Annotated in this window: 20 protein-coding genes and 1 pseudogene; 11 read left to right on the top strand and 10 right to left on the bottom strand. The window is 42.2% G+C overall.

Going from position 1 to position 23,384, the window contains the following annotated elements:
• Positions 1 to 16 precede the first annotated feature (16 nt).
• Positions 17 to 1,645: a hydroxylamine reductase gene (gene hcp / locus PLL47_RS03090; protein WP_324444673.1), complete on the bottom strand. Its 1,629-nt coding sequence runs from the start codon at positions 1,643 to 1,645 to the stop codon at positions 17 to 19.
• Between the two features lie 216 nt (positions 1,646 to 1,861).
• On the opposite strand from hcp, the pseudogene PLL47_RS14940 reads away from it, so the two are divergent.
• Together PLL47_RS14940 and PLL47_RS03085 are read left to right on the top strand one after the other, a co-directional pair.
• Positions 1,862 to 1,993 (top strand): annotated as a pseudogene (locus tag PLL47_RS14940) (ISAzo13-like element transposase-related protein); the annotation flags it as partial.
• A gap of 126 nt (positions 1,994 to 2,119) precedes the next feature.
• Entirely contained in the window at positions 2,120 to 2,686 is a 567-nt protein-coding gene (locus PLL47_RS03085; protein ID WP_324444671.1) for a putative ATP-dependent zinc protease, read from the top strand.
• Between the two features lie 343 nt (positions 2,687 to 3,029).
• Here the strand turns inward: PLL47_RS03085 and PLL47_RS03080 are convergent, their stop codons facing one another.
• The 6 genes from PLL47_RS03080 to PLL47_RS03055 form a co-directional block, all read right to left on the bottom strand.
• A complete protein-coding gene (locus PLL47_RS03080) occupies positions 3,030 to 5,216 on the bottom strand; it encodes a DEAD/DEAH box helicase (protein WP_324444669.1) in 2,187 nt (728 codons plus the stop codon).
• 536 nt (positions 5,217 to 5,752) lie between these two features.
• Complete coding sequence (locus PLL47_RS03075) at positions 5,753 to 7,657, bottom strand: threonine--tRNA ligase (protein ID WP_324444667.1); 1,905 nt, start codon at positions 7,655 to 7,657, stop codon at positions 5,753 to 5,755.
• A gap of 259 nt (positions 7,658 to 7,916) precedes the next feature.
• Positions 7,917 to 9,044 (bottom strand): AI-2E family transporter, encoded by a 1,128-nt coding sequence (locus tag PLL47_RS03070; protein ID WP_324444666.1) that lies wholly within the window; start codon positions 9,042 to 9,044, stop codon positions 7,917 to 7,919.
• 814 nt (positions 9,045 to 9,858) lie between these two features.
• Positions 9,859 to 10,119 carry a hypothetical protein gene (locus tag PLL47_RS03065; RefSeq protein ID WP_324444665.1) on the bottom strand — a complete coding sequence of 87 codons (261 nt, stop codon included), beginning with the start codon at positions 10,117 to 10,119 and terminating at the stop codon, positions 9,859 to 9,861.
• 565 nt (positions 10,120 to 10,684) lie between these two features.
• On the bottom strand, positions 10,685 to 10,945 hold the full coding sequence (locus tag PLL47_RS03060; RefSeq protein WP_324444663.1) for a hypothetical protein: 261 nt from the start codon (positions 10,943 to 10,945) through the stop codon (positions 10,685 to 10,687).
• Positions 10,946 to 11,226: 281 nt separating this feature from the next.
• Positions 11,227 to 11,493, bottom strand: a complete 267-nt coding sequence (locus PLL47_RS03055) for a hypothetical protein (protein ID WP_324444661.1) — start codon at positions 11,491 to 11,493, stop codon at positions 11,227 to 11,229.
• 324 nt (positions 11,494 to 11,817) lie between these two features.
• Between PLL47_RS03055 and PLL47_RS03050 the strand changes: the two genes are divergently transcribed.
• On the top strand, positions 11,818 to 12,495 hold the full coding sequence (locus PLL47_RS03050; protein WP_324444659.1) for a class I SAM-dependent methyltransferase: 678 nt from the start codon (positions 11,818 to 11,820) through the stop codon (positions 12,493 to 12,495).
• A 175-nt stretch (positions 12,496 to 12,670) separates the two neighbouring features.
• Here the strand turns inward: PLL47_RS03050 and PLL47_RS03045 are convergent, their stop codons facing one another.
• Entirely contained in the window at positions 12,671 to 12,823 is a 153-nt protein-coding gene (locus PLL47_RS03045; RefSeq protein WP_324444658.1) for a hypothetical protein, read from the bottom strand.
• A 123-nt stretch (positions 12,824 to 12,946) separates the two neighbouring features.
• On the opposite strand from PLL47_RS03045, the gene PLL47_RS03040 reads away from it, so the two are divergent.
• The 4 genes from PLL47_RS03040 to PLL47_RS03025 all read left to right on the top strand — a co-directional run bounded on the left by PLL47_RS03040 (position 12,947) and on the right by PLL47_RS03025 (position 16,342).
• Positions 12,947 to 13,081 carry a hypothetical protein gene (locus tag PLL47_RS03040; protein WP_324444656.1) on the top strand — a complete coding sequence of 45 codons (135 nt, stop codon included), beginning with the start codon at positions 12,947 to 12,949 and terminating at the stop codon, positions 13,079 to 13,081.
• A 125-nt stretch (positions 13,082 to 13,206) separates the two neighbouring features.
• Entirely contained in the window at positions 13,207 to 13,881 is a 675-nt protein-coding gene (locus PLL47_RS03035) for a phosphoribosyltransferase (RefSeq protein ID WP_324444654.1), read from the top strand.
• Positions 13,882 to 14,627: 746 nt separating this feature from the next.
• Positions 14,628 to 15,653 (top strand): inorganic phosphate transporter, encoded by a 1,026-nt coding sequence (locus PLL47_RS03030; RefSeq protein ID WP_324444652.1) that lies wholly within the window; start codon positions 14,628 to 14,630, stop codon positions 15,651 to 15,653.
• Positions 15,653 to 16,342 carry a TIGR00153 family protein gene (locus tag PLL47_RS03025; RefSeq protein WP_324444650.1) on the top strand — a complete coding sequence of 230 codons (690 nt, stop codon included), beginning with the start codon at positions 15,653 to 15,655 and terminating at the stop codon, positions 16,340 to 16,342. Before PLL47_RS03030 ends, PLL47_RS03025 begins: the two co-directional genes overlap by 1 nt.
• A 175-nt stretch (positions 16,343 to 16,517) precedes the next feature.
• Here the strand turns inward: PLL47_RS03025 and mobA are convergent, their stop codons facing one another.
• Both mobA and PLL47_RS03015 read right to left on the bottom strand, forming a co-directional pair.
• Positions 16,518 to 17,192 carry a molybdenum cofactor guanylyltransferase gene (gene mobA, locus PLL47_RS03020; RefSeq protein ID WP_324444647.1) on the bottom strand — a complete coding sequence of 225 codons (675 nt, stop codon included), beginning with the start codon at positions 17,190 to 17,192 and terminating at the stop codon, positions 16,518 to 16,520.
• A 104-nt stretch (positions 17,193 to 17,296) separates the two neighbouring features.
• Positions 17,297 to 18,133, bottom strand: coding sequence for a molybdopterin synthase (locus PLL47_RS03015; RefSeq protein ID WP_324444645.1), 837 nt, complete (start codon positions 18,131 to 18,133; stop codon positions 17,297 to 17,299).
• 318 nt (positions 18,134 to 18,451) lie between these two features.
• On the opposite strand from PLL47_RS03015, the gene radC reads away from it, so the two are divergent.
• The 4 genes from radC to PLL47_RS02995 all read left to right on the top strand — a co-directional run bounded on the left by radC (position 18,452) and on the right by PLL47_RS02995 (position 22,873).
• Positions 18,452 to 19,141 carry a RadC family protein gene (gene radC, locus PLL47_RS03010; RefSeq protein ID WP_324444643.1) on the top strand — a complete coding sequence of 230 codons (690 nt, stop codon included), beginning with the start codon at positions 18,452 to 18,454 and terminating at the stop codon, positions 19,139 to 19,141.
• Between the two features lie 231 nt (positions 19,142 to 19,372).
• Entirely contained in the window at positions 19,373 to 19,951 is a 579-nt protein-coding gene (locus PLL47_RS03005) for a flavodoxin family protein (protein WP_324444640.1), read from the top strand.
• Positions 19,952 to 20,160: 209 nt separating this feature from the next.
• The gene (gene mmp11 / locus PLL47_RS03000; protein WP_324444638.1) at positions 20,161 to 21,198 is read left to right on the top strand and encodes a methanogenesis marker protein 11; all 1,038 of its coding nucleotides are present in this window, start codon (positions 20,161 to 20,163) and stop codon (positions 21,196 to 21,198) included.
• A 61-nt stretch (positions 21,199 to 21,259) separates the two neighbouring features.
• Positions 21,260 to 22,873 carry a thiamine pyrophosphate-dependent enzyme gene (locus PLL47_RS02995; RefSeq protein WP_324444636.1) on the top strand — a complete coding sequence of 538 codons (1,614 nt, stop codon included), beginning with the start codon at positions 21,260 to 21,262 and terminating at the stop codon, positions 22,871 to 22,873.
• Positions 22,874 to 23,384: the final 511 nt, after the last annotated feature.

Raw genomic sequence — 23,384 nt, 5'->3', positions numbered from 1 at the left:
TGTCTTTAACTTAAAATCACTTCTGTCCCATCAGGACTTTCATGTCTTCTTCTACCGTTGTGTTGGGTCTGATATTGAAGTTATCAACCAGCACCTTGAGCACATTTGGAGAGACAAAAGCCGGAAGTGTAGGGCCGAGGGTGATATTCTTTACGCCAAGGCTCAAAAGGGCGAGCAGGACAAGTACGGCTTTCTGCTCGTACCAAGCGATGTTGTAAGAGACAGGCAGTTCATTTATGTCCTTGAGGCCGATGGCTTCAGCAAGCTTCTGGGCTATTACCACAAGCGAGTAAGAATCATTGCACTGTCCGGCATCGATAACTCTCGGGATTCCTCCGATGTCGCCAAGATCCAGTTTATTATAGCGGTATTTGGCACAGCCTGCTGTTAGAATTACAGTGTCTTTCGGAAGGGCTTTTGCAAACTCGGTATAGTACGCCCTTTCCTTCTGCCTGCCGTCGCAGCCTGCCATGACCATAAACCTGCTGATCTTTCCGGTTTTTACGGCATCTATGATCTTATCCGCAACCGAGAGGACTGCTTCGTGCGCAAAGCCTCCGGTGATTGTTCCGCTTTCCAGTTGCTCAGGCGGTCTGCTCTTTTTCGCCTGTTCTATAAGCGGAGTGAAGTCTTTTGTGCCGTCTTCTTTTTCATAGATGTGCGGAAGCCCTTCGAAGCCCACAACCCCTGTAGTATAGATCCTGTTTTTATACGATTCTCTAGGTGGGATTATGCAGTTTGTGGTCATCAGGATAGGGCCGTTAAACTTTTCGAACTCCTCATTCTGTTTCCACCAGGAGTTACCGTAGTTGCCTGCAAAGTTATCGTACTTCTTAAAGGCAGGGTATGAGTTTGCAGGCAGCATCTCTCCGTGAGTGTAGACATCAATTCCTGTTCCTTTTGTCTGCTCAAGGAGCTGTTCGAGGTCCCGCAGGTCATGCCCGCTGATAAGGATTCCCGGATTATTCCTGACCCCTATATTGACTGCTGTCGGCTCGGGGTTTCCGTAAGTTTCTGTGTTTGCTTTATCTAGCAGGGCAAGTACAGAAACACCTTTTTGCCCGCATTCAAGAACCAGGCCTATAAGGTCTTCCATACTCAGGCTGTCATCTGTTGTGGCAACCAGCCCTTTTTCTATGAATTTAAAAATTTCTTCGTCTTTATACCCGAGAATATAAGCATGGTGTGCATAAGCTGCCAGCCCTTTCATTCCAAACGTCAGCATTTCCCGGAGAGACCGGACATCTTCGTTTTGCGTGGAGTGAACAGCAACATCCATTTCGGATATGTTTTCCGGGGTGACCCTGGCTACTGCAGGCAGGGATTCTTCAGCAGGCAGAGAACCAGCAGGAAGTTTTGCCTTAATAGCATCGCGGATCTCAAATCCTTTCTTTATATAGGATTCAATCGCCTGTTTGTCAAAGTTGGTATTCGTAAGGGTGGCAAAGAAACCGTCGAGTATAAACCTGTCTGTTGCTTCTTCGTTAAGGCCGGCTTCTCTTGCTTTCTGGTTATAGAAAGATATGCTTTTAAGGACGTAGATCAGCCTGTCCTGGAGGTCTGCAACTTCCCCTTTTTTGCCGCATACCCCATTTTTAGTACAGCCTTTTACGTTAAGCGCTTCCTGGCATTGGTTACAGAACATACCATTTTCACCTCATATCTGTTGACACGAAATTCCCATTTTTCCCTTGCTTATTTAATGTTCACTACATTTTAGAGATTTCCGGTTGCCTTCATTAAGCAGGGTATCTTTTTGATACCACTATTGATGTCATTTTTAATGTGATACCAGATCATATATAGCAGACAGTTTCGAAGTAGGTATCAGTATCAAAGATGATACCAGAAAAAATGTCAAAAAGCTGTCACAATGAAAGACTGTAAAGACAGAAATGAGCAATTTGAAAGGATTAACGAGTTAAAAGAAGAGTATTCAAAAAGCGAGAATCCTATTATCAGTATAGATGTAAAGAAAAGAGTTCATAGGTAATTCCTACCGAGATGGTAAAGTTTACTGCCAAAACGCAGAAACTCTGGTATGAAATTTTAACATTTTCAGTAAAAAGAAAAATTAAATAGGCTTCGAGATTCAAACTCTTTAGGAAGGAACATGAATATGGATGCCGAAGAAATTAGAGCAATATTCAGGTTTTCAGCCAGGGAAAAAAATATGATTTCCAGTTTTGGAATTCAGGGGGATCTGTTTCTTCCTTTCTTGCTTTCGTTGAAATCGGGAGGCTCATGGAGCTATGCCACCGAAGAAGCAAAGAGCATTGCAGTAAAAGATGTAATTACCTGCTACGATGAAGACCGCAAAACTGGCTATACTCTGGAAAAGATCTACTTTTTTATCGACCCGGAAATCATAGATGAAGAAGGGATAGTCCGCAGGCTGGAAAAGTGTGGGACAAAAGAAGAAAGGGAACTGGTTGAAAGACCTTATTTAATAACCCTGCAGGCGAAGAAGATTATATTTGCAGAGGTAAACCCGGAACTCAGGAAAATAACGGTCCGAGAGCTGAAAAAAAAGCGCATACAGCTAAAAGGTACTCCGGCATACAGCGCAGCTCATGAAATCGAGCATCTGGAGAAAGGAGAAATAAAAGGAATTCCGTTCTGGAATTTTGAATACGTTAAAGATACAGTGAAAAGTGAGCAGAAAAAGAAAAAAGCCAATAAATAAAAATCGCAATGTAAAAGTAATGTCAAAAGCTCATGAAAATGCAGAAAACCGAAACAAATACTGCAAAATACGTTTCCCATATTTGTTTCATTTATTTTACACATTTCAAGTCTTTTTTCTTCATCCTACTGCTACTGCTTCTTTCTGCTTTTTGGGCAGAGCCGACAGACAGGCTGGCGGAGGTTTTCGACACCATGAGAATTAAAAAGCGACTTCTGGGGACAAATTAAGTGTTTATCTGACTGGCGAGCCGTTTCAATCCTGCAACCGCAGCAGAAAAAACAAAAAAATTCCGGACCGGCTGCTTTTAATAATATCAACCGATCGATCAGGCACTGTCAGATTACTTCTGCCTTATAATATTTTTGACCCGTCTGTCCCATTCTGTGGACTCGAAAAGCTCTTTAAGTTCCGGAGAATCTTCAATAAAGCAGAAGCCCCAGTAAACTGCCGGCAAAAACTCACGTTTCCACTGCTCTTTTTTCTTTTTATCAAGGAACTGATAGGTTTCCGAAGACGAAAGTCGGCTCACGAAACCGAGCACTTTGATAAGGTCGGGAATGGTCTTCTGAGCAGAACCGAGTTTAAGGCATTTAAGTCTGTAGCTATCTATTTTCCTCATATCAGGTTCAAATCCCAGAGTCCTTAGAATTTTGTTTTTCTCGGGCATGGAGATGCGCCCGCCTTCGTACTTAAGGGAATTTAAAGCCTGAAGTTTCAGGAGCCATTCGACTTCCCCGAAAACCCTGGGTTTGTGCTGCCTTGCGACATCTCCCAGCCTGCGGTCTTCATACGCTTCCCGCTTGAGCTTATTAATCCTGGCTGAAAGCTCAAAAAGCTCTTCTGCGTCCACCACTTCCCTTACCCTGAACCGCAGGGCAGCCCGCATAAGTTCCCGCTTTTCGCGCTCAAAAGCTCCTATGTCTTTTTCTTCGGTCAGAGCGAGCAGGCGTGAAAAATACTTTGACCTTATGGCAGTTGGGGGAAGCCTGACAGGAACTTCCCTGATCTGGGAACCTTTTCCTCTGCCTTTTCCGATAGCTCTGAGCTCTACCTTTTTAATCTCTATTTTCCCTTCTTCTATTGCACGGGCTGCATCCCCTTCAGAGAAAAGCTCTTCAAGGCGGATTTCTGGCTGAAGCATCTGAACCTGGTCAACCTTTTCTCCATTAAAAACCCCTTCTCCAAAACGCTGGTACAGGGAATCGATGCTGTCCGAGATCTCAAAGATGTTCCCTTTAGCCTTCCCGGAAACAGGGGAAAGCCTTGTAACCCTTCCCACCTGCTGCTCAAAGAGCCGCATGCTCAGGGTGGGGCGCAGAAGGATAAGGGATTCGAGTCCCGGAAAATCAAAGCCTTCTATCAGCATGCCGACCGTACAGAGGATATAGGGCGGTTTTCCTGTGTCCCTGAAAGCTGCGAGGAGGGCGCTCTGTTCATCTTTGGGCAGTTCCGAGGTTATAAAAGCTGTATTTTTGAATTCCCCTTCGGGAGTATAATTATCAAAGTCGAGAGGTAAAACAGGGTCAGGATCTTTTTCTAGTTTAGAAGCCGAGATTTCTCCGTTAAAAACCGAAGCAGTAAGTTTTGCATGAAAAGCATTGATTTCCTCCCCTTCTGCCCCGGCTCCGTAAACTCTTTTCCGGACAGGGGCACAGAAGACAAGGGTCTTTGCATTCCTTTGCTTTATCATCGAGTCGTATACGTCTTTTGCAAGCTGTGTCCTTTTTACTACTTTTTTCAATTTGTCGGCTGTGCTGCAGTCAAGGAAAAGGTCCTGTTTGTCAAGTTCATCCAGCCCTTTTTCAAAGTCGAAGATTTCAAAGATATCTTCAGAACTTTCTGCAATCGTATACTTAAGGGGCGCGAGCTCGTTGTCAAGGATACATTCAGGCAGGGTCTTTGCATAAATTTCTCGCATGTCTCCGGCAATCTCGTCCACGAACTTGACATTTCCGACAACACCCTGGAAAGGAGTTGCAGTCATCCCCATGATTTTGGTCCTTTCTCCGAACTCATTGAGAAAATCATTTCCCCTGTTATTTATGAAGTTATGGATCTCGTCAACTATTGCAAGGTCGGTATACTCAAGAACTAATTCTTTGATTTCGGAAGCCTGCTTCCCAAGCAGTGTCTGGAGAGAGGCAAAAAGCACAAAACCTTTATCTTTTTCCTGCCCTGATTTTCTGAGTGCTTCTGCAATCTCTTTTCTCGAAACCTTATGTTCGGAAGAGAGGATGGCACTATTGGGAAAAAGTGGTCTGTCTCTTTTCCTGTCGTAGTATGTCTGGCTTAAGAGAGGATTGTTTTTGGAAATCAGGAAAAGTACAAGTTTTCCATCTTCGTAGTATTCTTTCATTATATGTTTTGCAAGAAATGTCTTACCCCAGCCCGTTGGAACTTTAATATAGCCTCTCTGATGGGTTTCAAAATACCCCAGAATATCTTTAAAGATTCTTTTCTTATCTTCTCTCAAGGGCTCGAGCTCGACTGTTTCCATGCCGGCTGCGGCTTCATTTGAAATTGTCATCAGTACGCGGTCCTTATGATTTTAACATTATGAAATTTTGTATATATCCTAAAACCAGAAAGCTGCCTTTCAAAGAATTCTTTCAAAGAGTTTTCCGGAAAACTGCATGCTCCATGCACAGGAAACAGTGCATGTAACTGGAAAGATTATAAGAATTAATTCCCCTCACTGCAAAATAACAAATAAAAATCCTCAGTCAAGAAAACTGGACTTAATCTGGACTATCTCTTTTCTTTTAAAATCGGAAAGAGTATGTCTGAAGTTTTTTTAGTTAAAAGGAATCCCTTTTCAATAATAATAACTACCGCAATATAAGAATTACGGCGGTATAAGAGTTACTTTAATGTAAATTTTCAGATATATATAATGATACATTATATATTATCTATAAAAATATAACTATTTTGAGAGTAATGGGTAAGGATAAAAAGGAAAAATCAAAGGAAAAGCTCATTGAAGAGCAGACTTCCTTTGAAGTTTCCTGTTTTCCTGAAAGGAACCCTGAACTAAATTTCAATCGCTTAAATTCAAATTGCTTAGAAGAACTTTGGCCTTACAGAAAGGTATTTTGCAAGCGGCAGCTTCCTGTAGGGTTTGCCAGCGGTTTCTTCTTTTATGCGGGCACTGAGTTCTTCGGGCGTAATCTGGACTTTTTTAGGCTTATCCTGTTCGGATTCTGCACGGATGGTTACATTAATTGAACCTTCTTCGACCTCTTTGTCTCCAATGACCACAACATAAGGCACCCATTCCCTGCCAGCTTCTCTTACTTTCTTTCCTATTGACAGGTCGCGGTCATCAATATCGACTCTGCAGTCCAGTTTCTTTGAAACCTCTTCGGCAAAAGCTATGTGCTTTTCCGAAACCGGCACGATCCTGACCTGAGTTGGGGAAAGCCAGACAGGCAGCATCGGGACCTTTCCTTCTTCGGTTTCCATTGCAGCCTTTTCAAGGAGAGCATAAATGCAGCGTTCGATTGCACCGCTCGGAGAGCAGTGGAGCACAGTAGGTCTCTCCAGTTTGCCGTCGGCATTCACATAGGAAATATCATATCTTTCGGCATTTTCCACATCAATCTGAACAGTCGAAAGTGCACTTGCCTTGGCAAGGGCGTCTACGAAGTTAAATTCGAATTTGAGCACGAAGTAGAAGAAACGGGTGTCCCACATCTCCACAAGCACGGGCTTGTTGACGGTCTGTGCCATACTGACTACCAGGTCTTTGTTCGACTCATAGAAATCTCTGGTAAAGCGGATGGCAACTTCATAATCATTAATATGGATTCCCACGTTTTCAAGCACATTGATGCAGAGGTCATACTGTTCCTTGAACTGGTTTACAGCCTGGTTCATGTCCTCGCAGAGGGTGTGCATATCCGGCATGGTAAAAGCCCTGAGCCTCCTCAAGCCCACAAGTTCCCCGCGCTGTTCTTTTCTAAAACTGTAGCGGGTCATTTCGATCATCCTGAGAGGAAGGTTCTTGTAGGAGATCGTCATGTCGTGGTTCATAAGGAACTGCCCGAAGCAGGCTGCAAATCTAAGGAACATCTGCCTCTTGTCCGACTCGATAGAGTACTGCCTTGCAGGGAACCTGTCAAGGTATTTCTTGAGGGTCGGGTGGTTCATGTCGTACATCAGGGGAGTCTCGACTTCCATTGCCCCGAAATCGGTTGCGACATCAAGCACGTAGTTTTCAATGAGGGATTTGACAAGCCTTCCTTTAGGGTAATAGCGCATGTTCCCTGAATCTGACCCTGGTTCGTAGTCTGCAAGCTCGAGCCTGCGCATGAGTTCTACGTGAGGAGGAGCACGCTCAACTGCCCTGCTCTTGGAAATTTCATAATTCACAAAATGCTGAAGTTTTGGATAGGGTGTCAGATCAAAGCCTTCGACTTCGTGAAGTTCTCCGTCCGGGGTCAGGATGCGCCAGTAAGACCTTGCAGTACCCTCAGCTTTCAGGGCTTCGGAAACGACTTCTTCTTTCTCGACTGCCACGGCTCCACATGACGGTTTTGCTGCCCCTTCAGGGCGGATGCTTCTGGAAAGTTCTGAAAGGGGATGCCCTTTGCAGCTTACGGTAAAAGCCTTGTACCACCCGAAAGGAGCTCTTTTGACCTCGTATTTAGACGAGAGAGCTGTTTCCATACCTTTCAAAACCTGAACTGCAACTTTCGGAGAGGAAAGGTCAGAACTCAGGTGAGCGTAAGGGTAAAGCATTATGCGGTTTGTTTTGACCTGGGCTGCAACTTTTTCGATTTCAGAAACAGCCTTTTCTATAGCTTCTTCTGGATTGGCTTCGTCTACACTTTCCACAGCCGTAAAAGCCGTGAGAGCTTCCTCAAGCCTGCCCGACTTTAGAGACTCTTCAATTTTTTCAGCAACTGGAGTTTGTTTTTTGGTTTCGTATTCAATATAATCAGAGTGAATGAGCAATAACTGCATTCTATCACCTGTGTTTTCTAAACCGAATATGGATTCCGAATTAGCTTCGGTTCCTGGTCAAACAGAGAATCAAACAGTATTATGACTTAGTATTATGACTTAAATGACTTAATACTACGACCTGATTTTAAGACTGTTTGTGGTCTGTATCCGTCAGTAGATCCTGATTAAAGGAAGTAAGGAAGAATATATGAAAGTCCTAACATCCTGCAATGATATAAATCAATCCCTTTCGCTTCATTGAAGACAATTTTTTCAATCAATCCTGGCATGAGTTTACCGGATTTATAAGGTCCAGGTCAGCCTGTGCCGCCACTTCAGGATTGATCTGCTCCTGATAAACCCTGTAAGCTGCAACAAGCGCTCCAAGAAGAATCGGGGCTGCAAAAAAACCTGCAATTCCTCCCACAAAAGCTCCTCCAAGGAAGGCGAGCATAAGCAGCATAGGATGAATCTTTGACTTCAAACCTGTCAGGTAAGGCCTGAGAATCAGTTCAGGGGGACCGTAGATTACAAGGGAAGAAACAATAAAGAAAAGAGATGCACTTTCAAGTCCCTGATCAAAATAACGTACTATAGCCAGAGGCACGAGTACCATATATCCGGCAAAAAGAGGGATAACTGAGGCAATAAAAACCAGGGTTGCAAGGGCAAGCACATGGGTAAATCCGAAAGCGTAAAAGACAAAAACCGAAGTCACGCTTACTATCAGGGCGGAATAGGCATTGCCTATGAAAACTCCTTTCAGGATTAGGTCAAGGTGAGCCGCATAACGGTTTACAATGGCCTGATAATCCCCTGGGATTACGCCAAGAAAAGCGCAGTAAAGCCTGTCCCCATCGGCAAGCAGAAAATAACAGAAGAAAATAGAGATTATGAAGTTAATTACGAAAAGTCCTATGTTCCGGGCATATGAGATCAGTCCTATACTGCCGACTGCAGGTAAAAGGGAGCTAAAAAGGTTCCAGATCGTATTATTTATCCTCTCGACATATTCCTCCGGAATTTCCAGTGAATGTATAAACTCCAGAATTCCGCTCATAACTGAAGCCTGGTGTTCGATGAACCAGGAAACCTGATTAAGAATCTCGACAACTCCTACTCCTACAATGAATACTATAGGTATAAAAATACAGAGACTGGCAAACAGAGCTCCTATTTTTCGGTACTTCCCAAACTTTACCTGGATAGGCCTGGCAATATAAGCAAAGACTATCCCGAGAACTATTCCATCTGCCAGTGGCAGCAGTATAAGGAAAGCAAAGAATAAAAGTACAGCTAATACAATAGCTGCTCCTATTTTCCAGCGACTGGCAATAAGCTGACTCACACCGTCCAGATACCCCGTCTGGAAAACTGGCCTATCGTGTTTTAGATCTTTCGGCATGCTATACAACAGTTAGAATTTCTTAATATATAAAATGATTTGCGTATTTATAGGTTCGATCAGTTCAAAAACATAATCCTGTGGAAACGAAATTTAAACACATATGATAAGAAAATATCCAGGATGTGAATTTATAATCCTTTCTAGATTATTAACACAAGATCAGGATTATAAACAATCAAAATATTATCCTTAGGATGTTATACTTAAGAATTCATATTTATGATATAATATTTATGACTTCATATTTATGATATAATATATCCATAAAGCCCGCCAACATATCAACTTTAACACATCCTCTGACCGTTCTTTACTTCCCCTTTATGCTGAGGAGTTATCTCACGGAAAAAGTTTTCATCGTGTGAGTTTCGCGGCTGCTAATGGAATTCAGGACAGCAGATGCGCTCCTTCACTCTGTATCGCCATAAAAACAGGACATCTTTTGTAGATCTTTCAATTACGAGTTTGGCTGCCAGCTTGTAAGGACTTTAAAAATGCGGGCTGCGCTTGCGGTATCTATCTTTTCGCAGGATTTTGTATTATTTTTACATACCATAATTATTTTTACATACCATATGATCTCCCACTAAAATAAATGTGACAAATATATTTATCATTTTCGATATATTTGTAAACTTAGGTTATAAAAAGAGATAATTCTCTGCTTAATGCAAAATCTGGAGTATTAATGTTAATATTAATGGTTTTATTTACTTAGATGAGATTAAAAAAGCAATAAGCATCTGGTCATAAGCGACAGACAAACCAAACGCACTCTTAAAAAATAAATTGAAGCCATCAGGCTTCGGGATTATATCAAAGCAGGTTGTTTATTCTCCTTATCAGTGCGAACCCAGGCACCGCCAGCCACATCTTTTATCAGTCCCTGTTTTTCGAGGCTTGAGATCGCAGCTGCAATTTCAGCATCGCTACCCTCTACAAGTTTATATATCATTTTTGTGGTCAGCATTTTATTTTCATTGAAAAGCCTGAGCAAAACATCATCTTTAGACATTTTACACGTACTATGCTTGTTTTTCTTGTGGTGTTCGTTAAGTTTTTCAAGTCCCATATAACATCACTCACTAAAATAAAAGAGCGTGTTGTATATAATTATTACGCAGAAATGTCAATTCATATGAGAACTATGTGATTTGTAATTAGGCTTGAAGGAATATGTTGAATTAATTTTAAATTAGGGGAGCATTAAACGTCCTTTTCTGCTTGTAAAATTCTGCGTCTAAAGCTGCCGTTATCAATCGGGCAAGGTTAATGGGCGTACTGCTGTGCGGCTTTATGGATCTTTTGCATCCGCTGGTCTGTTTATTAAGAAAGACGAGTTTAGAGAGATAAACTGGTCGGCATGTTTTAATGTAACTGCTCGTCTCATAAGTGAAGTTTAAATACAACTGAATCATTATATTTACTGGGTTGTGGGGAGCAATCGTATGTAAAAATCTCTCTATGTTGGACAAAACCTCTTTCATTTACCCCACTCCCAAAATTACTTTTCTGGAAAATTCCTGAATCTTTCCAGGAAGGATACTGAAGCCTTTTTTGATCAGCAAGATTTCATAAAATTAAAACATGAAATAAAAAGCCGTTCTTAACATGCTAAAGAAAAAGTGAAATGGAGTTTACCGAATCCTGCTTTTTTGAATCTCTTTTTGAATCTCTTCCAATATTTTCTTCTGCGTTTCTGCAATCTCTTTTAATGTTGCATTGATCTCTGTCATTATATCCATGGTATTCTGCATAATACTGGTTTCCCGGATATCCTCAAGGCATGTCCCGATTTCCTCAAGTTCTTCCCTTTGAAGTTCACGCAGGATATTTCCCATTACTCCAAACTCACGGCTTTTATCGGCACTGTCTGCCCCTTTATCTTCGCAGTACATGACTGTAACAATGCTGCAAAATATAAATAAATTATTTTTTGACCTCGCCGATAACTACCTTAATTTATAAAATCAGTGAGCAGGTCATTCAGTACGATATTTGAAGTAATTTTCCATTTAATTATTGGACTCGTTTCCTGATCTTGACTACTTCTTCCCGGAGCCTGTATTTTGCATTATTTCATTTAGTGATCTTGCTCTCGAATATGCCAAGCAATTTGGCATCCGACCATAAATAATGTTTAAATGCTTTTTTCAGGGAGTACCAGAATTAAAAAGAATTAATCTATCCATGAGGCACGTAGCATCCGTTCTCTGCATGATAGGGTCTCGTCTTTCAAAATTTCGAGTTTCTGATATAATTTCCCTACATGGATTCTTTTTTCACTTATGGTTTCTATTAAGTGATCATAATAAGGTCCTTCCGGCACACTGTGGTTCGCCAGATTTTCTGTAAAGTTTTTAATGTCTTCTTCGTCAAGCTCAATTAACGTTTGAGTATTTTTTATCTGGCCTTCTAACGCGATTTTATCCAGGTCTTCATTCATCCGGTTTCATCTCCATAAACTACAATAGTTACATCTTTCCCGCCATCTGGAATGCCGCACAGATCATGTCTACATCAGAGTTGCGCTGGCGCATCCTGCTGCAGGCAAATGGAGTATTATAAAGGGAATAAATTATTTTTTAAGCCCGTAAAGGACATATAATATTCGATTTTAAGAGATTGAATAGAATCTCTAATAGATTGAGAGGTTGAATAGAATCTCTAATAGGTTGAGAGGTTAAAAAGAATTTATGGTATGCAGTACAACATAATTCAGTAAGAAAAAAATAAAGCGCAGTCATTAGTGCAAAAACCGGAGAAAGACATGAGTGAAATCAAAAGAAAGTTTGATGCTGTTTCAAGAAAATACGACGAACAGAGAAAGAAGTTTATACCGTGCTTCGATGACTTCTATGGAGCATCTGTATCCATAGCATCAGTAGATACGGAAACCCCAAATATACTGGACATAGGCGCCGGCACAGGACTTTTATCAGCATTTCTGATGGGAAGGTATCCAGCAGCATCATTTACTCTTATTGATATCTCTGAAAAGATGCTTGACATGGCAAAAGAAAGATTCAGAGGCAACTCTAACGTAAAATATGTTGTGGCAGACTATTCACAATACAATTTCACGGAAAAACACGATATGGTAGTTTCGGCCCTGTCTATCCACCACCTGGAAGATGAAGAGAAAAGGGAGCTTTACAAAAAAAGTTATTCCATTCTTAAAGATAACGGGATTTTTATCAATGCGGACCAGGTACATGGAGAAACCCCTTTCATAGAAAACCTGAATAAGGCGACATGGCGGCAGTATGTCGAAAACAGCGGCCTGGCTGAGGATGAGATAAAGGCTGGTTATGAAAGAACAAGGCTCGATAAAGATTCAAAACTGGATCTGCAGCTTGATTGGCTTAAAGAAGCAGGTTTCTGTGATGTCAGCTGTATATATAAGTATTACCAGTTTGCAGTGATGTTTGGGAGAAAAACTGTATAAATTGAGGATTTTTTTCTCAGATTTTTTTCTATCTATTCTCTATCTATTACTCCCCAATTAAAAAGGAAATCAAGGAAAGGAATTAACCCTTCCTTACTCTGTTTACTCTTAATGCATCTACTGGCTTCAGTTTTGAGGCTCTATATGCAGTGAACCACTCCTGATACTGAACCAATTACAATTCTAGCTGGTTGATTCCAATCTCCTGGTCATAAGTTTCAGTATCAACACCGCTTCCTATAACTGCCACGTATTTATCAGACGGCTCAAGCAGCCTTCCTGACTGTGTTTCGAGAGTGGTCATGTACTGCCAGACCTGGGTATCCACGACTTAATCATAATTTTTTGTCTATTATTGTTTATATAGGTCGCAATTTATATTATTAAATATTCATTCAAATATCCGGGTTGCGGCGATACACCTTCCTGATTTTACTAATTGCATGGTGGAATGTCAGGAGAAGGATACGGGGTTATTATGGATACTAATCTGCATGGAAAGGTTTTAGATCTCTGTTTACCGGAAACAACTCCTCCTTCAGGCTCTTCGGCTGGAGTTTACAGGTCTCCTGTGAGGGTTGTTTAATTCTCATATCTTTAATTTACATCATTTAATTCCGATTTGTTCTCAGATATTACTTCATTGGAATTCTATTTTTATGTGTTGAAAAGAGATAAAAAATAGACAGGCTTTGAATTTAGGGTGGAATTATGTTCAAAAACCGTAGAGATGCAGGAGAGAAACTGGCTCAGGCTCTTGAAAGTTACAGGGCGGAAAATCCTGTTATTCTTGCAATTCCGCGCGGGGGAGTGGAAGTGGGACTGCAGGTCTCAAAGAGGCTGGAAGCTGACTTTTCCCTTGTAATTGCAAGGAAACTTCCTTTTCCTGACAATCCTGAAGCCGGGTTCGGAGCAATTGCCGAGAACGGAAGCACTGTTCTTTTAGAAAATGCCGGTTACTGGCTGGCCGGGGAAACCATTGATAGGATAAAAAAGGACCAGATTGCGGAAATAGAACGGCGCATCAATGCTCTTAGAGGGGGGAAACCCCTTCCCGATATCGCAGGAAGAACAGTGATTCTTATTGATGACGGGATTGCCATGGGATCTACTATGAGGGTAGCCATCGAACTCTGCAGAAACAGAAAAGCAGGAAAGGTTGTGGTTGCAGTACCTGTAGCAGGAAAAGATGTGGCAGATGCGATTGCAAAAGAAGCTGATGAACTTGTTGTTCTCAGGATCCCTTCTCATTTCAGGGCTGTTGCTCAGGCTTATGAAAACTGGTATGATGTCTCGGATGAAGAGGTGCTTGACCTTCTCAGGGAAAGGATCAGGGAGAAAGAGACAAAAGATCATGATTTTGAACTCTCCGAACCGGGGACATGACAAAAGCCAAACAAAGAGTGGAATTTAAAAGTTCAGGATTTATCTCGGGAATGTACAGAAATTAAGGGGATTTTTCGACCTTTTTTCCAATTTTATCATTTTATCATTTTTTCCATGCTTTTTATTATCTAACTCAGGCTGAGTAACCTGTAGCCTTATGGATTCACAGGAAATCATACCAATTTTTCATTAATTTCTTTCGTTTATCTTAAATTCAGGGAAATAGCCCATTAAAATAAAAACTTTTTGTTATTTCTGAATACCGGTAAGTATTCTATTATGGAGAATTCAAGTTCATACGAGGAAATCGACAGAAAACTGCAATTATATACAGAGTTACAGGAAATTTCGGTTTTAAAACCGTCTGAACGTCATACTTATTATAAAAATGATCTTTCACAAAGCTTCGTCCTGTAAGGTCAATTTGGTTAAATCATACCAGGGTCAAACATTCTAAATAGGTTTGTTGAAGGTCAAAGGTTTTCTAGAAGGATCTCTGCAATCAAAAGGAGAAATTAGAATATATTAAAAATAGGCATATATAGATCTATAGATTATATAGAGTCGCCTGAAATATATGGAAAATCTAAAATATAATGAAATGGTCTGGAATATCATAAGATTCGTTGGTTTATGAAAAACATGTGCAGACTCCACAAATCATGCATAAATGGCAGAGATCTAAGGTATCATAGCACTTATAGCATTTTTGGAGTTTATTTAAAATCTCTGGAGTAAGGACAAAAATGGATTTACTTGTCATAGCAATTATCCTTGCAGGCTTATATATGGCCTGGAACATAGGGGCAAACGACCTCGCAAATGCTATGGGGACTTCGGTAGGAACGGGCGCCCTGACGATTAAGCAGGTCATTATCATTGCCGCAGTGTTCGAATTTCTGGGTGCCGTGTTCTTCGGAAAACGGGTTACCTCAACAATTGCAAAGGGAATTGTTCCCATTGATATGATCAGCAGCATTCATCCGGATATCGTGGTGCTGGGAATGCTGGCTGCAATTCTTGCCGCAAGTTTCTGGGTAACTCTAGCAACTTTTTACAACCTCCCTGTTTCGACCAGCCATTCTATCGTCGGTTCTGTGCTTGGCTTTGGACTGATCGCAGCTTTTAATGGTACTATCTCTTTTTCTGATATTCACTGGGGAGCACTTATAACAATTGTTGCCAGCTGGTTTGTATCTCCAGCTCTTGGAGCAATTCTTGCATTTCTGATTTTCTCTATAATCAGGAGACTTTACCTTCACAGGGCTTCAGATATGCCTGCTGTTGAGAAAAAATTCTTATTCTTACAACTCATAACAGGCTGTTATATCGCATTTGCGCACGGATCAAACGATGTAGCAAACGCTGTAGGTCCTCTCTCTGCCGCACTTAATGTACTGGGAGTAACAGGAACTGAAGTTCCTCTCTGGATTCTTGTAATGGGAGGTCTCGGCATGGTTATAGGAATGGCAACCTGGGGATATAAAGTGGTTGAGACCATAGGGTCAAAGATTACGGAGCTTACCCCGACGCGTGGCTTTTCCGCACAGTTTGCAACTGCATCGGTTGTTCTGCTGCACAGCTACAGTTCTCTCCCTATTTCGACTACCCACACACTCGTAGGCTCGGTTATTGGTGTAGGGCTTGCAGGCGGGCTTGCAGCAGTTGACCTGGGCGTGATCTGGAGGATTATTTCTTCCTGGATAGCAACAGTCCCCATAGCTGCCCTTACATCGGCAATAATTTTTGTGGGGCTCGAGGTGATCTTTTGATGAAAGACTACATCCGTTCCGTACTCGACGTGGTCGCAGAATCTCCTTTCGTCCCCCTGGAAAAGCATGCCAGAAAAGGAGTGCTTGCAGTTGAAAAGCTTGCTGAAGCAATGGAAGCCTACTGCTCAGGGAACCAGGCACTTCTTGATGAGCGTACTGATGAAATCGATGTTTTGGAACATGAAGCCGATAAAATAAAACAGAAAATCAGAGCAAGCATACCCTCCTCCGTCAGATTGCCCGTGAACAAAAAAGATCTCCTTTCTTTCCTTAAGCAGCAGGACTCCATTGCCGACTTCGCCCAGGCTTCAGCCTACTGGATGACCCTTCGCCCCTGCAAAGACCTCCCTGATGAAATCAAGGAAGGATTTCTGGAGCTAATGGCAGCTTCCTTGAAAGCAGCCCGGATGTATGACCAGCTTGTGGGTGAACTTTACAAGCTTCTTGCCACTTCTTTCAGCAAAGAAGAAATCAGAGAGACACTGCAAATCGTCCCTGAAGTCGAAAAGCTTGAACATGATGTGGATGTTCTTGAGACCGCCCTATTAAAAAAGATCTTCGAACATGAGTCTGCCATTGGAGGAGCAGGAGTCTGCCACCTGATGGGGCTTGTCGAAAGAATAGGAGGCATTGCAGATAAGTCTGCAAGTGCTGCTGACCGCCTGAGATCCATGATCCTTAGAAGGTAAATTTTCCTCTTTTCACTTTTCTTTTTCATTTTTATTTAACAATTATTCCGGCTCTACAGTATAATTTGATTATTTTGTTGCTTTCTTCGGCAGAGCAGGACTTATTCAGTCTTTTTTCTCTGCGCTGGGCTGGGATCCCGTCAGTAGATGAAAAGCAGTAAAAATTCAAGGCTTTTTACAACTCCACTTTTTTCACCGTAGACTCAATCATACACTCAAAATCTTCAACAGTATTGATATTCGCAAAAGTCCGCAGTTCAGGATCAATTTTCCGAATTTCCGAAACATCAACAAAAACGATATCCTGCATCTGGAAAACAGGCGCAAGCACCGAATGTTTTCCTCTCCCGAAAGCCTTTTCAATTTCAGGAATCATCTTTCTGGAATATACCGCGTGCAGAGGCTCAAACATTCTCTCGTCCCACTTTGGGAGAGCAGCATCGTGCCCTCTTGCTTTCCTGAACAGAAGGTCAACAACTTCGGTATTTACAAAAGGCATATCCCCGGCACACACAAAAGAGTATTCTGATCCGGATTCAAGCAGCCCCGCCCGGATGCCTTCAAGGGGGCCGGCGTCTTCCAGAGTATCAAAACAGAAATTTATTTTCCGGTCCGGAAATTTTTCACGCACAGGCATGAGTTTTTCTTTCTGCGAAGTGTCGCGGACCGAAAGGATAACCTCGTCCACTACCTGGAACAGGTTTTCAAGCAGGCGCTCGAGGATTGTTTTTCCTTCAAATTCCAGAAGGGCTTTTTCAACCATGCCCATCCTGCGGCCTCTCCCGCCTGCCAGGATAATCGCGCTTCTGGTGTTTGTCCTCTCCTGTTCAGGTTCTGTTTTTCCGCTCATCAATTCTCATCCCTGTTTTTGCTGCTCTCAATGTTTCTTCTCTCACTGTTTCTTTTTTACTGAGGGTTCCTTTTTCATTTTTTCTTCAGATTGCATTTTTGTACTCAGGAGTGCTCCCTATCGTGGACCCAGAACTGCTCTTTTTCTGTGAATTCCTTTTTCCAGATCGGGGCTTCGGCTTTTATCCTTTCAATAGCTTCACTGAGAGCTGGGAAGAGTTCGGTTCTATGTGCGGATGCGATAACAATGTAAACAATATCCTCTCCGGCTTCGATAATGCCTGTTTTGTGGTGGATGAGGACTTCAAGGATTCCTTCTTTTTGCTTTATTTCATCCCTTATTTTGTCGAGGACTTTTGAGGCTTCAGGTTCGTACTTTTCGAATTCAAGCCTGGAGGTTTTTTCCTCTCCGGCAAGCTCGCGGACAATACCGGTAAAAGTCCCGATTGCTCCAGATTTTCTTATGTTCGGATTTTTCCGAGCTTTTTTGATAAGGGCTTCCAGGGTGTAGCGGTCCGGCTGGGCAAGGGCTATTCCTACAAGGGTAGCTGTAAGTTCCTCATGAGGGTCAACGTTTTCCTGAATCCGGATAAGCACATTGGAAACTCCTTCAACGTCTCCGAGTGCTATTTTTGGAAGGTTGCTATTCTTAAACCCTTCAACGACAGCAAAATCAATTCCCCGGTCGCAGAGCATATCAAGAGCGTCTTCAAGGTCAGAGTCGCGGGCAAAGCTGACAAGTTCGGTGCCTGTTATCCCTACAACCATATCTGCCCCTGCATCAAAATGCCTGCCAGTATCCGTTTCTTCAGGATTGAGGCGCTGTTCCCCCATATGTTTTACAGTACCCACTGTCCCGAATCCGGAAAGCTGCCTGACAAGGGCTGAAACAAGGGCTGTTTTGCCCGATTTTTTATACCCGACAACGGAAATGACTTTCATCAAAGAGCCTTATGGATTTCCCGGTATAAGTAAGGGTCGGCACCTTTTGTGGTCTCTTTTAATCGAACTTTTTGAGGGGTGAGATATCATTAAAAGTATGCCAAAATAAGATCATTTAGTTCTAAATATTTGTCGAATTAGAATATTTTTTGGAAAAGTTGAAATATTGAAACTCTTAATATTACTAGATAAAGTTGCCAAAAATGAAGTCAAGAGTATAAACAAGGTTTACCCAGCAAGGTTTGACCTGTGACATCCGACGTGACGGTCACATAATGTTTTTTGGAAAATTATCAGCTTGAAAATGGGGGATGGAATATGGAAGTAAACAAAATCAGGATTCATGACCTTCCTGAAGAGGAACGTCCCAGGGAACGGCTTATTAAGAACGGACCGGAGTCCCTTTCAAACGCTGAACTGCTCGGGATAATCCTGAGGACAGGCTCAAAAGAAGAGAACGTTATCAGTCTATGCAGCCGGATACTCATGGAGTATAATATCAAGCAGCTCAGCCTTGCAAACGTTTCAAGGCTCATGCAGGTTCATGGTGTAGGGAAAGCCAAAGCTGCCCAGATAGCTGCAGTTTTTGAACTTGCAAGGCGGCTTGAGACTTTTGTGGAAGAGCCAAAAAGAAAAATCTGTTCCCCAAAAGATGTTTATACCCTGATGTATCCTAAAATGCGCGAACAAAAAAAAGAAAGATTTATAACGCTCTACCTTGATACAAAAAACCAGATCCTAAAAGAAGAAGTGGTATCCATAGGCAGCCTGAATGCGAGCATCGTTCATCCGCGTGAGGTTTTTAAATCTGCACTTATGGAATCCTCGGCGTCCGTAATCATGGTCCATAACCATCCCTCAGGAGACCCGAGCCCGAGCAGGGAAGATATAATGGTTACTGAAAAACTGGTTGAGGGAGGAAAGCTCCTTGGGATAGATATCCTTGACCACATAATAATAGGCGACGGCAGGTACGTGAGCCTTAAGGATGAAGGATTTGTAAAATAACAAACCTTAATGAAAGGACTGCAAAAGAATTACAAATACTCTCGTTCTCTCAATAAGCCTTTGATTTAACCCGATTCTTACCTTTAATTACTATGCCAGACACACAGAAGAAATATTTTGTAAACATTTGCCTGCAGTATACGGCTTCTATAGTCAATTTAAGATATTGAAACGGCAGATAAATAAAAGGTAGATAATAAAATATGGTTTATAAAGTATGAGTTGAAATTCATGAAAGTTTTAGGTATTAACGGAAGCCCGAGAAAAGATGGCAATACCTCAATCCTGATTCAAACCGTATTCAACGAACTCATTAAAGAAGGAATTGAAACCGAGCTTATACAGCTTTCGGAAAACAAGGTAGAAGGTTGTAAAGCCTGCAGGGCCTGCCACAAAAACAGGAATAAGCAGTGTGTAATTACAGATGACTTTTTCAATGAATGCCTTGCAAAAATGTTAGCTTCGGACGGGATTATTCTTGGTTCTCCCGTATATTCTGCCGGTGTGACATCTCAGATGAAAGCCCTGATTGACAGGGCGAGTATGGTACTGGCGGGAAATAAAGGATTGTTAAAATATAAAGTGGGAGCATCAGTTATAGCTGCCCGCCGTGGTGGTGCGATCAGCGCTTTTGATACCCTGAACAACTTTCTGTACAGTAAAGAAATGATTCTTGCAGGTTCAAGTTACTGGAACATGGTATACGGAAATGCCATAGGAGAGGTTGAACAGGACAAGGAAGGCATTGAAAACATGAAAAACCTCGGACAAAATATGGCATGGATATTGAAAAAAATTTATAATAGTTAAGATTTAAGAATCATCTAATTAAGATCTAAAAATCAGCTAATTAAGATTGTATAGCCAGATAGTTGAGATTGATAGTTGAGATTAATACAGTTAGATACTTGTACTGTTACATGCTTATACTCGACCCCGGTTTACCCGGCAAACCCCTATCTGATTCAACTTCATATTCAACCTGAGAAATCTGCGATACATATTTATATTTACAGGAAATGGGCTTTCAAACAATTTCTCCTCCCACTTTCTATCCTCTTAAAAAGGAGGTCTTCGGCATTACAAAACATATAAACGCCTGTGCACTGGACAACAGACAGACTGAGGAAGTAAATCTTGATGATCCTTACACCGTGCCTTACAGGGGCATTTATGCAGTCTGTGACGCGAAAAACGAATATGCGGAGATTATCGAACACTCCAACTGCTACAGCGGGGCAGCCTGGTCCCTTTACCATTATGCAAAGGCTCCCCTTATCCTCAAAGCCCGTTCAACGGGAAACATGATTCGCTATTTCATGAAAACCGGGACCTCAAAGCTTGAACTCAAACCCTCGGTTGCAGCCGCAGGCATAGAATCCGTGATCGTGCAGGGGGACGAAGTGGAGATCACCTATGCAGGGCTGGGAGGCGGAGGCGTTGGTGCAACCCGTTGCAGGGCATTTGCTGACGGAGTTCTGCGCTACAGGATTTCTGAGTCCGGAGGAGAGCGCTGTGCAAAGGGCACTGTTGTGGTTCCGCGAAGGGACCGCGTCCTTATTGGGATAGATGATACGGACTCAAAGGATGTGGGAGCCACATGGACCCTGACTCACAATATCGCAAGGCAGATCGACTGCCAGGAAGCCGTTTATCTATCTCATTCCCTTGTCCAGCTTTTCCCTGTCCCTGAAAAGACCCAGAACTGCATGTCAACAGTCCTGGAGTTCGGCTGTGTGGACGAAAAAGCAAAGTCAAGGCTGGTCAGTTCGTTTAAAAAAGCCCTTGAAAAATACAGCGCATCGAAAGAAACAGGGCTTGTAGTTTTATCTGATTTTTATGCAAAAGGGCTTTACTCATACAGCAACCTCTGCCGGACAGAAAGAGTCTCAAAAGAAGATGCCCTGCGCTGTGCCAGAGAAAACAACGTGGAAGTCCTGCTTAACGGCAACGGAGTAATAGGTGCTCTTGCCTCCCTGCCCTGGTTCGGGAGACCCGAAGAATCCATTATTCCAGGCACAGAAATAAAGCCGATAACTATGGAAAAAACCATTTGAAAGATAACAGAATCCACCACATTATCAATTCAAATTCCTATAACTCCCGGACGGGGTCAGCTTGAACAGAGAAGCAGTTTATGAAACCGTGTGCAATGGATTTGAAGCTCTTTATTTTGCAGCTCTTGACAGTGATGTCAAACTTATAACAGGAGTCCCCGGGTACCCTGTTACCTCCCTGATGGAACTTTTCTTGAAAACATACATATCAACTAAAACAGAGAGTTCGACTGAAATTAGCGGCTCAGTTAAAACAAATAGTTTAACTTACAGAGCCAGCTGGCTTACAAATGAGAAAGTTGCCCTGGAAGTTGCCCTTGGAGCTTCGGTTTCGGGCAGAAGGGCTCTTGTGCTTGTAAAGCATGTTGGCATGAATCTCCTTTCCGACCCGCTCATAACCTCGGTTACGCATACTACAGGGGCAGGGCTGGTAATCATCGCAGGAGACGATCCTGGTGTAAAAGGCTCTCAGAATGAGCAGGACTCCCGCTGGTACGGCAGAATAGCCGAAGTCGCTGTATTTGATCCGAGCAGCCCTGAAGCTGCATACCGAACTCTAAGAAGGGCTTATGAGCTTTCGGAAGAAAGCCGGATTCCTGTCATAATAAGGGTAACTGCAGGTCTTGAGAAAAGTGAAGGAAAAATAGAGCGCCTTCCTGAAGCTTCAGCCCCACACCCCGAATTCGACCGCTCCATATGGAAGCTCAGAATGGGTGAAAAACACCAGTATTTTCACTCTAAAGTTTACCCGATGCTTGAAGACGAAGCCGAAAATACCGATCTGAACGAAATAAAGGAAGAGGATGGGCGGATTGAAGGAGCCGGAAGGATAGGCATCATCTCTTCGGGTTATGCATCTTCAGTTGTTGAAGCTTTATTGAAAAAATCAGGCAAATATCAGGAGATTTCTCGCCTTGTTCTGAACCTTGTAAATCCCCTTCCCATGAAGAAGATAGGAGCTTTTCTGAAAGATAAACAATGGGTACTGGTGGTTGAAGAGTCTGAGCCTTTCATAGAAGAGCAGATCCGTATTGCTGGAAAAGTTTACGGCAAAAAGACAGGACATTTGCCGTACGGGCAAATAACCTCTGAGGACATTGAGTTTGCCCTTGAACATATTGAAGAAGAAAAAGCATCAATACCTGCAGACTCCGTGCTTATCATATCAGGAAAGAAAGGCAGGGCTACAATCTGCGAGGACTGTCCCTATCTCCCGCTCTACAATTTTCTCCGCAAACCCGAAGTTCGGATTGCAGGAGACATGGGCTGCTCTGTCCGGAGCGCACCTGAACCTCTTGCTGCTGTTGATGTCAGTTTTGCCCTTGGTTCGGCAATCTCGGTTGCATGCGGCTTTGAGAAAAAAGGCATAGCCGTAATAGGGGATTTTGCACTTGCCCATTCCGGCATCCTCGGACTCTTAAATGCTGTAAACGAAGGTTACGAGGTGCTTGTGCTCGTACTCCAGAACGAAGTCGCAGCCATGACAGGAGGGCAGAAAGTTTCTGACCTCAGAAAAGTGGTAGAAGCGGTAGTCTCTGATGTTTCGGTCTACGATATGGATAATGAAGCGAATCAACAGACTTCTGGCTCAGAACTTTTTGACCTTATCACAGAAAAACTTGCTCTTCCAGGCATTTCGGTTATTTTTATAAAAGGTACGTGCAGAAAATATTGAGATTACAGAAGAAATTTGAAAAAGGATCCGGCACTCTGGAAGCGCAATTCGAGTGATAAAGTGAAATTGTGGCATTCAAAAAATAAAAATAATGCTATGTAACTACAGTTTTGTTTTTTAATGAAAAGACTGTCAACTTCAATTTTTAAATATTCCTGAATTTTTCTTACTAAAACTGAAAATCTTTATCCTCTCTTTTGTAAGAATGTTTGGTTCTCGAGTTTTTGAAATCTGAGTTTATTTAAATTTTCCGCAAGCAGTAGCCTTAGTTTTCAGAGAATAACTTCAAAATGGTTCGAAGTTTAACAAAAGAATAAATGGTTTGTGGAAAAATAAATAACCAAAGAGAAACAATTAATGATGGGGAATTAGGGTACATTTCAGTGTCTTTTAACCTTTAACTAAAATAACTTTAGATACCAAAAATGGGAAGTAAAGGGGCGAAAAAATTTGGACAGAATATTTAAGATTTTACTGATATCAGGGTTTTTCTTGCTCATCGCAGGCGCAG

The sequence above is a fragment of the Methanosarcina sp. genome, assembly GCF_035390745.1.
Lineage (GTDB): Archaea > Halobacteriota > Methanosarcinia > Methanosarcinales > Methanosarcinaceae > Methanosarcina.
The sequence above is the reverse complement of the archived record's forward strand: the minus strand, read 5'-3'. Positions and strand labels throughout refer to the sequence as shown.

What these genes read in the sequence shown, in the direction of transcription:
- hcp (WP_324444673.1), bottom strand. Translation starts at nt 1,645, where the DNA reads ATGTTCTGTAACCAATGCCAGGAAGCGCTTAACGTAAAAGGCTGTACT.
- PLL47_RS03085 (WP_324444671.1), top strand. Translation starts at nt 2,120, where the DNA reads ATGGATGCCGAAGAAATTAGAGCAATATTCAGGTTTTCAGCCAGGGAA.
- PLL47_RS03080 (WP_324444669.1), bottom strand. Translation starts at nt 5,216, where the DNA reads ATGACAATTTCAAATGAAGCCGCAGCCGGCATGGAAACAGTCGAGCTC.
- PLL47_RS03075 (WP_324444667.1), bottom strand. Translation starts at nt 7,657, where the DNA reads ATGCAGTTATTGCTCATTCACTCTGATTATATTGAATACGAAACCAAA.
- PLL47_RS03070 (WP_324444666.1), bottom strand. Translation starts at nt 9,044, where the DNA reads ATGCCGAAAGATCTAAAACACGATAGGCCAGTTTTCCAGACGGGGTAT.
- PLL47_RS03065 (WP_324444665.1), bottom strand. Translation starts at nt 10,119, where the DNA reads ATGGGACTTGAAAAACTTAACGAACACCACAAGAAAAACAAGCATAGT.
- PLL47_RS03060 (WP_324444663.1), bottom strand. Translation starts at nt 10,945, where the DNA reads ATGTACTGCGAAGATAAAGGGGCAGACAGTGCCGATAAAAGCCGTGAG.
- PLL47_RS03055 (WP_324444661.1), bottom strand. Translation starts at nt 11,493, where the DNA reads ATGAATGAAGACCTGGATAAAATCGCGTTAGAAGGCCAGATAAAAAAT.
- PLL47_RS03050 (WP_324444659.1), top strand. Translation starts at nt 11,818, where the DNA reads ATGAGTGAAATCAAAAGAAAGTTTGATGCTGTTTCAAGAAAATACGAC.
- PLL47_RS03040 (WP_324444656.1), top strand. Translation starts at nt 12,947, where the DNA reads ATGTCAGGAGAAGGATACGGGGTTATTATGGATACTAATCTGCATGGA.
- PLL47_RS03035 (WP_324444654.1), top strand. Translation starts at nt 13,207, where the DNA reads ATGTTCAAAAACCGTAGAGATGCAGGAGAGAAACTGGCTCAGGCTCTT.
- PLL47_RS03030 (WP_324444652.1), top strand. Translation starts at nt 14,628, where the DNA reads ATGGATTTACTTGTCATAGCAATTATCCTTGCAGGCTTATATATGGCC.
- PLL47_RS03025 (WP_324444650.1), top strand. Translation starts at nt 15,653, where the DNA reads ATGAAAGACTACATCCGTTCCGTACTCGACGTGGTCGCAGAATCTCCT.
- mobA (WP_324444647.1), bottom strand. Translation starts at nt 17,192, where the DNA reads ATGAGCGGAAAAACAGAACCTGAACAGGAGAGGACAAACACCAGAAGC.
- PLL47_RS03015 (WP_324444645.1), bottom strand. Translation starts at nt 18,133, where the DNA reads ATGAAAGTCATTTCCGTTGTCGGGTATAAAAAATCGGGCAAAACAGCC.
- radC (WP_324444643.1), top strand. Translation starts at nt 18,452, where the DNA reads ATGGAAGTAAACAAAATCAGGATTCATGACCTTCCTGAAGAGGAACGT.
- PLL47_RS03005 (WP_324444640.1), top strand. Translation starts at nt 19,373, where the DNA reads ATGAAAGTTTTAGGTATTAACGGAAGCCCGAGAAAAGATGGCAATACC.
- mmp11 (WP_324444638.1), top strand. Translation starts at nt 20,161, where the DNA reads ATGGGCTTTCAAACAATTTCTCCTCCCACTTTCTATCCTCTTAAAAAG.